The organism is Amycolatopsis sp. NPDC003861 (genome assembly GCF_053605405.1).
In genome coordinates this window covers 1-8,787 of sequence record NZ_JBSGJD010000330.1, presented here as the reverse complement: position 1 = coordinate 8,787, position 8,787 = coordinate 1, and the positions used below count along the sequence as shown (strand labels likewise).

At 70.7% G+C, this 8,787-nt stretch carries 7 protein-coding genes and 1 pseudogene; 3 read left to right on the top strand and 5 right to left on the bottom strand.

The features are described from left to right. Nucleotides 1-56: 56 nt before the first annotated feature. From ACWEVN_RS43635 to ACWEVN_RS43625, 3 genes are all read right to left on the bottom strand, one after another. Nucleotides 57-686, bottom strand: coding sequence for an NUDIX domain-containing protein (locus ACWEVN_RS43635; protein WP_449687753.1), 630 nt, complete (start codon nt 684-686; stop codon nt 57-59). Further along, nucleotides 683-2,383 (bottom strand): CTP synthase, encoded by a 1,701-nt coding sequence (locus tag ACWEVN_RS43630; protein ID WP_449687754.1) that lies wholly within the window; start codon nt 2,381-2,383, stop codon nt 683-685. The genes ACWEVN_RS43635 and ACWEVN_RS43630 overlap by 4 nt, the downstream gene beginning before the upstream one ends. Before the next feature lie 178 nt (nt 2,384-2,561). Further along, complete coding sequence (locus ACWEVN_RS43625) at nt 2,562-3,143, bottom strand: helix-turn-helix domain-containing protein (protein WP_452055196.1); 582 nt, start codon at nt 3,141-3,143, stop codon at nt 2,562-2,564. Nucleotides 3,144-3,222: 79 nt separating this feature from the next. Between ACWEVN_RS43625 and ACWEVN_RS43620 the strand changes: the two genes are divergently transcribed. Next, on the top strand, nt 3,223-4,827 hold the full coding sequence (locus ACWEVN_RS43620) for an MFS transporter (protein WP_452055195.1): 1,605 nt from the start codon (nt 3,223-3,225) through the stop codon (nt 4,825-4,827). Here the strand turns inward: ACWEVN_RS43620 and ACWEVN_RS43615 are convergent. Continuing rightward, nucleotides 4,815-5,984 (bottom strand): acyltransferase, encoded by a 1,170-nt coding sequence (locus ACWEVN_RS43615; RefSeq protein WP_452055194.1) that lies wholly within the window; start codon nt 5,982-5,984, stop codon nt 4,815-4,817. The two genes, ACWEVN_RS43620 and ACWEVN_RS43615, sit on opposite strands and share 13 nt — an antisense overlap. Nucleotides 5,985-6,189: 205 nt before the next feature. After that, entirely contained in the window at nt 6,190-6,843 is a 654-nt protein-coding gene (locus tag ACWEVN_RS43610) for a GntR family transcriptional regulator (protein ID WP_310971392.1), read from the bottom strand. Nucleotides 6,844-7,053: 210 nt separating this feature from the next. Here ACWEVN_RS43610 and ACWEVN_RS43605 point away from each other — a divergent pair, with 210 nt between their 5' ends. Together ACWEVN_RS43605 and ACWEVN_RS43600 are read left to right on the top strand one after the other, a co-directional pair. Next, nucleotides 7,054-8,475, top strand: coding sequence for an NCS1 family nucleobase:cation symporter-1 (locus tag ACWEVN_RS43605; RefSeq protein WP_452055193.1), 1,422 nt, complete (start codon nt 7,054-7,056; stop codon nt 8,473-8,475). After that, nucleotides 8,472-8,726 (top strand): annotated as a pseudogene (locus ACWEVN_RS43600) (aspartate/glutamate racemase family protein); the annotation flags it as partial. The gene ACWEVN_RS43605 and the pseudogene ACWEVN_RS43600, both read left to right, overlap by 4 nt. Nucleotides 8,727-8,787: the final 61 nt, after the last annotated feature.

Below are 8,787 nucleotides of genomic sequence, written 5' to 3'. Positions count from 1 at the left end.
GGCGTTCGGTGCGTTCAACGCACCCAACGCCACATTGGGGCGCTTGGGGCCGGCGGTCAGGACTGCTTGCGCTTGGCGAACGCGGTCGGGCGGTCCTCCCACGGCGCGTCCGCCGGGCGGGACGGCGCCGCGCCGGTGAGCACCGCGTGCGCGGCCAGCACCCCGGACACCGTGGCGCCGTTGACCAGCTCGCCCGCCAGGGCCATCCGCACGGCCTCGGCGAGCGGGAACTTGCGGATGACCAGGTCCGCTTCTTCCTCGCCGAGCACCTCACGGTCCACTTCGGACAGTCCGCGGGCCAGGAAGACCCGCACGACCTCGTCGGTGAAGCCGGGCGACGCGGCGACGTCGACCAGGGTCACCCAGTCGTCCGCGGCCAGGCCGACCTCTTCGACGAGCTCGCGCTTGGCCGTGCCGACCGGGTCCTCGCCGAGGTGGTCGATCAGGCCCGCGGGCAGCTCCCACAGCCGGTGCCCGATCGGGTGCCGGTACTGGTGGATCAGCGTGACCTGCTGCTCCTCGTCCAGTGCGACGATCGCCACCGCGCCGAGGTGTTCGATCACCTCGCGGACCGCGGTGTCACCGCCCGGCATCACGACGTCGTCGATCCGCAGGCCGACGACGCGTCCGATGTGGACGTCCCGGCTGGAGGCGACGCTGAACTCGTGCTCGCCCGGCGCGGTCACCGGGCCGCCACCGGAGCTTCGGGCAGCTCGACCGGCAGCCGCTCGGCGACCTTGCGGTCCACCACGGCCTTGACGAACGCGCTGAACAGCGGGTGCGGCCGGGTCGGGCGGCTCTTGAGCTCGGGGTGGGCCTGCGTGCCGACGAAGAACGGGTGCTTGTCGGCGGGCAGCTCGACGAACTCGACCAAGTGGTCGTCCGGCGAGGTGCCCGAGAACACCAGACCCGCGTCCGAGAGCTGCTTGCGGTAGGCGTTGTTGACCTCGTAGCGGTGCCGGTGCCGCTCGGAGACCTCGGTGCTGCCGTAGGCCTTCGCGACCTGCGAACCCGCCTTGAGCTTCGCCGGGTAGGCGCCCAGGCGCATGGTGCCGCCCATGTCCCGCTCCCCCGCGACGACGTCGCGCTGGTCGGCCATGGTCGAGATCACCGGGTGCTTGGTGTTCTCGTCGAACTCCGACGACCCGGCGTCGGTGATGCCGGCCAGGTGCCGGGCGGCCTCGATGACCATGCACTGCAGGCCGAGGCACAGGCCGAGCAGCGGGACACCGCGGGTGCGGGCGTACTCGATCGCGCCGACCTTGCCCTCGATGCCGCGGATGCCGAACCCGCCCGGGATCAGCACACCGTCCACATCGGACAGCACGGAGGCGGCACCGGACGCGGTCTGCGCGTCGTCGGAGGCGACCCAGACGATCTCGACCTTGGCGCGGTGGGCGAACCCGCCCGCACGCAGGGCCTCGGTGACCGACAGGTAGGCGTCCGGCAGGTCGATGTACTTGCCGACGACGGCGATCCGCACGATCTCGCTCGGGTTGTGCACGCGGTCGAGCAGGTCGCCCCACACCGTCCAGTCGACGTCGCGGAACGGCAGGCCGAGGCGGCGGACGACGTAGGCGTCGAGCGCCTCGCCGTGCAGCACCTTCGGGATGTCGTAGATGGACCGCGCGTCCGGGCAGGCGATGACGGCCTCGGTGTCGACGTCGCACATCAGGCCGATCTTGCGCTTGAGGTCCTCGGGGATCTCCCGGTCGGCCCGGCAGACCAGCGCGTCGGGCTGGATACCGATGTTGCGCAGCGCGGCGACCGAGTGCTGGGTCGGCTTCGTCTTCAGCTCACCCGAGGGCGCCAGGTACGGCACCAGCGAGACGTGCAGGAAGAAGCAGTGGTCGCGGCCGACGTCGTGGCGGACCTGGCGGCAGGCCTCCAGGAACGGCAGGGACTCGATGTCGCCGACCGTGCCGCCGACCTCGGTGATGACGACGTCCGGCGCCTGGCCGGTCTCGTCGGGCCCGGCGGCCGCGGTGATCCGCGCCTTGATCTCGTCGGTGATGTGCGGGATGACCTGCACGGTGTCGCCGAGGTACTCGCCGCGGCGTTCCTTGGCGATCACCTCGGAGTAGACCTGGCCGGTGGTGACGTTGGCCTTGCCGTCGAGGTCGCGGTCGAGGAACCGCTCGTAGTGCCCGATGTCGAGGTCGGTCTCGGCGCCGTCGTCGGTGACGAACACCTCACCGTGCTGGAACGGGTTCATCGTCCCGGGGTCGACGTTGAGATAGGGGTCGAGCTTCTGCATCGTGACGCGAAGCCCGCGCGCGGTAAGGAGCTGACCGAGGCTGGAAGCCGTGAGTCCCTTACCCAGAGAGGAGGCGACGCCTCCGGTGACAAAGACGTACTTGGTTGCCCGTGACTGAAGTCCCACGGGCCGCCAGCATATCCCACTGCCGCGGATCCGCGCGCTGTGACATGCCCGGGACGCCGGATATGACGCCCGCCACCCGCACGGGTGACCACGGGGATCGGCCTGCGGGACCCGGCCGGCGAGCCGTCCGCCGTGGACGGTGCGCCGGATTCGAAGACGTCGGCCGAGGTGCACGCGCTCAGCCGGGACCACCCTGGGCGTCGTCGTTCTGGTGGCCACGGCGGGCGTCCCGGTCGAAGATGCCCAAGATCTCGCACGGCCCGCCCTCGGCGCCGATCGCGTGCGGCAGCATCGTGGGGAATTCGGCGGCCTGGTTGGTCTCGAGGCGGAAGCGGCGGTGGCCGAGCATCAGGGTCGCCGTGCCGGACAGGACGACGAGCCATTCGCGGCCCGGGTGGGCGCGCATGCGGGCCGGGTTGTCCGGGGGCGGTTCGGTCATGCGCTGGCGCACCACGCTCATCCCGGGATCGGCCTTGACGGTCCAGCGCATCCGGCCGTGGGCGCCGTCGATCGTCGGGCTGGTGACGACGTCGTCGGTGGCCGTCTCCACGAGCTGGTCCAGGGTGGTGTCCAGGGCGCGGGCGAGGGTGACCAGCTGGTCCAGCGCGAGGCGGCGCTGACCGTTCTCGATACGGCTCAGCGAGGACTGGCTGAGGTGGGCGCGGGAGGCCAGTTCGTCCAGGGACCAGCCCTGCGCCACCCGCAGGGCGCGGATGCGTTTGCGCACGAGGCTGTCCAGATCGCCATCTTCTTGCGTCATACGCAAGAGCGTATGCCTCCGCAGCAATTCGCGCTTAACGTCGTGGACAGCTCCGACAGGCCCGTTTCGAGAGGAACCCATGAGCACGAACCAGCCCGTACCGACCACCCAGACCGGCGGCGGGGGCGCCCCCGATGCGCGCCGGCTGCGCTCGATCCTGATCACCGTCTCGATCGCCCTGATGGCGGTGATCGCCTCGGCGACCGGGCTGAACGTCGCGCAGACCCACCTGGCCGTGGAGTTCGGCGCTTCCCAGAGCACGGTCCTGTGGATCATCAACAGCTACACCCTCGCCCTGGCCGCGCTGCTGCTGCCGCTCGGCGCCCTGGGTGACCGGCTGGGCCGCAAGCCCGTGCTCGTCGCCGGACTCGGCGTGTTCGGCGTCGCCACCGTGGTCGCCGCCCTGGCCCCGACCGCGGAGGTGCTGCTCGCCGCGCGCGTGGCGGGCGGGATCGGGGCCGCGATGATCATGCCGATCACGTTGGCCGTCATCACCTCCACCTTCCCCGAGGCGCAGCGCGGCAGGGCGATCGGCGTGTGGACCGGCGTCGCCGGGGGCGGCGGCATCCTGGGCATGTTCCTCGCCGCGCTCCTCGTCGACGTCGCCGACTGGCGCTGGCTGTTCGCCCTGCCGGTGGCGTTGATCCTGGTGGCGCTGGCCATGACGGTGCAGTCGGTGCCCGACTCCCGCGAGACCTCGGCCCACCGGTTCGACACCGTCGGCGCCCTCGTCTCCGCGATCGCCGTGACCGGCCTCATCTTCGTCCTGCAGGAGGGTCCCGAACGCGGCTGGACCGCGCCCGCGACCCTGATCAGCCTGACCGCCGGTCTCGTCGCCGCCGTCGGCTTCGTGGCCTGGGAGCTGCGCCGCCGCGACGCCTCGCTGCTGGACGTGCGCCTGTTCCGGGAGCGCGGGCTGTCGGGCGGCTCGCTCACCCTGCTGGTGGTCTTCGGGGTCCAGGCGGGCATCGGCGTGGTCCTCTTCCCGTTCTTCCAGGCCGTGCTCGGCTGGCCGGGCCTGCTGTCGACGGCCGCGATGATGCCGATGGCGCTCGCGATGATGATCGCCTCCGGCCTGGCAGCCAAGCTGGCCGCCGGGATCGGCGCACGCTCGACCATGGTCGTGGGCGTCGCACTGGCCGGCGCCGGCATGGCGCTCATGGCGCTGTTCGTCTCCGTCGGCGGCGGCTACCTCTCCGTCCTGCCCGGCCTGCTCGCCATGGGCGCCGGCATGGGGCTGTCGATGACCCCGTCCACCGAGGCCATCACCGCCTCCCTGCCGCGCGAGAAGCAGGGGGTCGCGTCCGCCCTCAACGACGTCACCCGCGAGTTCGGCACCGCACTCGGCGTCGCCCTGCTCGGCGCGCTCGTGTCCGCCGGCTACCGCAGCGCCATCGACGGTCGGCTGCAGGGCATCTCCCGGGAAGCCGCGGACGCCGCCCGAGCCGGCGTCGCCAACGCCGTCGAGGCGGCGGGCAGCGCCGGCCCGCACGCACCGGACCTGCTCCGCGCCGCCCACCAGTCCTTCGTCGACGGCTGGCAGCAGGCGATGTGGGCCGGCGCTGCCATCATGGGCGCCCTATTGCTCTACATCGCCTTCTTCGGCCCCGGGAAGACCCCGGTCGCGGACGAGACCGACCCCGCCGAGGCGGTCACCGCCGGCGCTCGTGGTCAGGACACCTGAGCCGGCACCTTCGCCGGGCGCAGCCGCGGGCGCCCGGTGAGGGCCCGACTGCCGGGCAGCCGCCGGAGGGCCTCGACGATCAGCACGGTCAGGACGATCGTCGCCAGGTAGATGATGACGCTCAGCCACGGCGCCCCGAACCGCTCCGCGACGTGCGGGATCGCCGGCCCGAGCAGCGCCAGCGCGAGCGGGTGCACGAGGAAGATGCTGAACGACCGGTTCGCCGCCCACGAGACCACCCGGGCCCCGCGGCTGCCCTCCCGGCGGCGCGCTGCCCACCGCGTCGCGAACGCGTAGATCGCCGCGATCACCGTGAGGAACCACGGGATCAGGTACGGCTGGAACGGGTCGCTGGCCACCTGCGGGAAGGTTCCATTGTGGACGGTGTGGAAGTAGAACCACTCGGTGCCCGCCAGCACCGCGACGAGCGCGCCGCCGAGCAGCAGCCGGTGCCGGCCCGCCCAGGCGTGCACGGTTTCGAAGTGCATGGCCACCACGGCGCCGAACAGCGTGTAGAACTGGTACGGCAGGATCGTGCCGTAGAGGTGGGTGATCGTCTCGTAGCTCACGCCGAGCGGCTGGTAGGTCATGAACAGCGTGACGCCGACCTGCACCAGGCCACTGCCGAGCAGCAGCCACTTGTGCTTGCCCTCGGTCGCTCGCAGCAGCTTCATCAGCAGCGGGAACAGCAGGTAGACCTGCATCGTCACCAGCAGGAAGTACAGGTGGTACCAGGCCCCGCCGGTGAGCAGGTCCTCGAGCAGCAGGCGCATCGACGCCTCGAGCGAGCCCGGCTGCTGTTCGCCGGTCACCAGGCCGTACGCCCAGAAGAACATCGACCACGCCAGGTAGGGCGTCGCGACCAGCGGGAGCCGCCGTCGCCAGAAGTCGCCCGCGGTGAACTCGCGGCGGCGGTTCTGGAACACCAGCACGAACCCGGTGAGCGCGAAGAAGGCCTCGCGGGTGAAGTGCAGCGGCGTCTCGACGGCGTTGGCGCCGACGTCCTGCGCGAAGTTCGTCGCGCCCACCACGTGGATGAGGATGACGCAGGCGAACGTGATCAACCGGAAGAGGTCGATCTGGTGGAGGTAGGGCGCTTTGCCGCCCGGTCTCGTGGCGCGGGCGGGGGCCTCGAGCGTGGCCTGGGCAGTCGTCATCGTGCCGCCGATCCGGCACCGTCGTCGGCGTGGTTCACGTTGTCAGACTTGCCACCCATTCTGTGAATTTCCCATGAAGCCGCTGGGAAGCGCCTGTTGGCCGGGGCCTCGCGGGGTGTCGGATATGCCACTTCGGCTCAAGGAGCGAAGGTTCCGCGATCATGTTAATGGGTGAGCTGTCTGGTACGCAGCGTGACCTTCGTCATCAAGCTGTGACCTGCGGAAAGAGCGACCGCAGGGTGACCTCCCGGTTGACCCGCACGTGTTCGATCGCGGACGCCTTCGCCCGCTCCGCGTCCCCGGACGCGATCGCCTCGTACAGCCGGCGGTGCTCGTCGAGCAGCTCGGCCCAGTGCTCGTTCTGGCTCGTGAGCCAGCGGAGCCGGCCCTCCAGGGGCTGCAGCATGGTGGAGAGCAGTGCGTTGCCCGCGATGGCGACGATCTCGTCGTGGAAGCGCGAGTTCAGCACGGTGATCCGGGCCGCGTCGCCGCGGGCCGTGGCGCGGGCAGCGTCGGCGAGGACACGGTCGAGGCGCTTGAGCTCCGCCGCACCCGCACGAGCCGCCGCCAGCCCGGCGGCCAGGCCTTCGAGGGCCTCGCGGACGTCGAACAGCTCCTCGACGTCGACCCGCGCCAGCTGCCGGACGACCACCCGCCGCGGCGACTGGACGACGAGGAACCCCTCGGCCTCCAGGCTGCGGATGGCCTCGCGCACCGGCACCCTCGACACGCCGAGGTCTTCGGCCAGTTCGCGCTCGACCAGCCTGTCGCCCGGGCGGAGCCGGCCGGTCAGGATCCGTTCGCGCAGCTCCTCGCGCACCCGCTGCCGGGTGGCCGCGAGGGGTTGCCGCTCGTTCACCGCGCCCCCTCCTTCAACACCGCCGTAACCGGCCGTAACACGAGTTTATCGGCCGGAGGGTTGACTCGGGCGGACGCCGGGGTGATATTTGGGATTCCAAAGTTTGGTATCCCAAATCGCCGTCCCCGCACTGTGTCAGACGGGGCTTCGCCCCAGCCGGGGGCTCCGCCACCCGGAACCCCCGAAAGATACGTAGATCGGAGGGCCCGCATGACCGCCGCCCCGCTCACCGAACCTTCACAAGAGACACCGACGCCACCCGACCCGCGGCTCTGGAACGAGGACCTCGCCCCCGCGAAGGAACGCCGGTGGAAGGTCTACGACATCTTCGCGCTGTGGATGTCCGACGTGCACAACCTCGGCAACTACACCTTCGCCGCCGGCCTGTTCGTGCTCGGGCTGTCGGCCTGGCAGGTGTTCACCGCCCTGCTGTTCGGGTTCGTCATCATCTACGTCGGCATGAACCTGATGGGCCGGATCGGCCAGCGCACCGGCGTCCCGTTCCCCGTCGTGGCGCGGATCAGCTTCGGCACCTTCGGCGCGAACCTGCCCGCGCTGATCCGCGCGATCATCGCGATCTTCTGGTACGGCATCCAGACCTACCTCGCGAGCGTGGCCATCACGCTGCTCGTGCTGGCCATCGACCCGGGCCTGAAACCGCTGACCGAGCACGGGTTCCTCGGCCTGCACGCGCTCGGCTGGATCTGCTTCGTCGCGCTGTGGGCGGTCCAGGCGCTGATCCTGACCCGCGGCATGGAGTCGGTGCGCAAGTTCCAGGACTGGTGCGGCCCGGCGATCTGGGTCGTGATGATCGCCCTCGCCGTCTGGATCCTCGCCGCCGGGCACTGGAACATCTCCTTCACCAGCAGCCCCAAACAGCTCTCCACCGGGGAGCAGATCCGGCAGTGGTTCGGCGCGGCCGGGCTCATCCTGGCCACCTACGGCACGCTGATGCTCAACTTCTGCGACTTCTCCCGCTTCGCCCCGGACCAGAAGACGGTGAAGCGCGGGAACTTCTGGGGCCTGCCGATCAACTCGACGGCGTTCGCACTCCTGTCGGTGATCGTCACCGCGGGCAGCATGCAGGTGTTCGGCGAGGCGATCACCGACCCGGCCGAACTGCTGGCCAAGGTGCACAACACGCCGGTGCTCATCGTCGGCGCGCTGACCTTCGCCGTCGCCACCATGGGCGTCAACATCGTCGCCAACTTCGTCTCCCCCGCCTACGACCTGGCCAACATCTGGCCGAAGCGGATCACCTTCACCATCGGCGGGATGATCAGCGCGGTCGCGGCCCTGTGCGTGCTGCCGTGGAAGCTGTACTCCTCGCCGGCGGTGGTCAACTACTTCCTCGGCGGGCTCGGCGCGTTCCTCGGCCCGCTGTTCGGGATCATGATCGTCGACTACTACCTGATCCGGCGCGGCAAGGTCGACGTCGCCCAGCTGTTCGTCGACGGTGGCATCTACCCGCGGGTGAACCCGCGTGCCCTGGTGACGTTCTTCCCGACCGCCGCGCTGGCCGCGGTGATCGCGCTGGTGCCGTACTTCGCGCCGGCCGCGCCGTACTCGTGGTTCATCGGCACGGCGTCGTCGGCGGCGCTGTACTACGCGGTGTCGAGGAAGCATCGATGAGGATCGTCGTCACCAACTGCAACACCACCGAGGCGATGACCAAGGAGATCGAAGCCGGGGCCCGCGCGGCCGCGAGCCCCGGCACCGAGATCCTCGCCAGGACACCGCGCTGGGGCCCGGAGTCGGCCGAGGGCTGGCTGGACAGCTTCCTGTCCGCCGCGGCCGTGCTGGACCTGTTGCGGGGCCTGGACGAACCGTTCGACGCCGTCGTGGGGGCCCGGGGGGGGGCGCCCCGCCCCGGGGGGGCGCGCGCGGGGCGAGGTCGGGAGAGCGGGGGGGGGGGGGAAAGTGGTGTGGTATGGGTGTGTTAGA

Excerpts from the sequence above, each read along its gene's own strand:
- ACWEVN_RS43625 (WP_452055196.1), bottom strand. The coding sequence starts at position 3,143 with ATGACGCAAGAAGATGGCGATCTGGACAGCCTCGTGCGCAAACGCATC.
- ACWEVN_RS43620 (WP_452055195.1), top strand. The coding sequence starts at position 3,223 with ATGAGCACGAACCAGCCCGTACCGACCACCCAGACCGGCGGCGGGGGC.
- ACWEVN_RS43615 (WP_452055194.1), bottom strand. The coding sequence starts at position 5,984 with ATGACGACTGCCCAGGCCACGCTCGAGGCCCCCGCCCGCGCCACGAGA.
- ACWEVN_RS43605 (WP_452055193.1), top strand. The coding sequence starts at position 7,054 with ATGACCGCCGCCCCGCTCACCGAACCTTCACAAGAGACACCGACGCCA.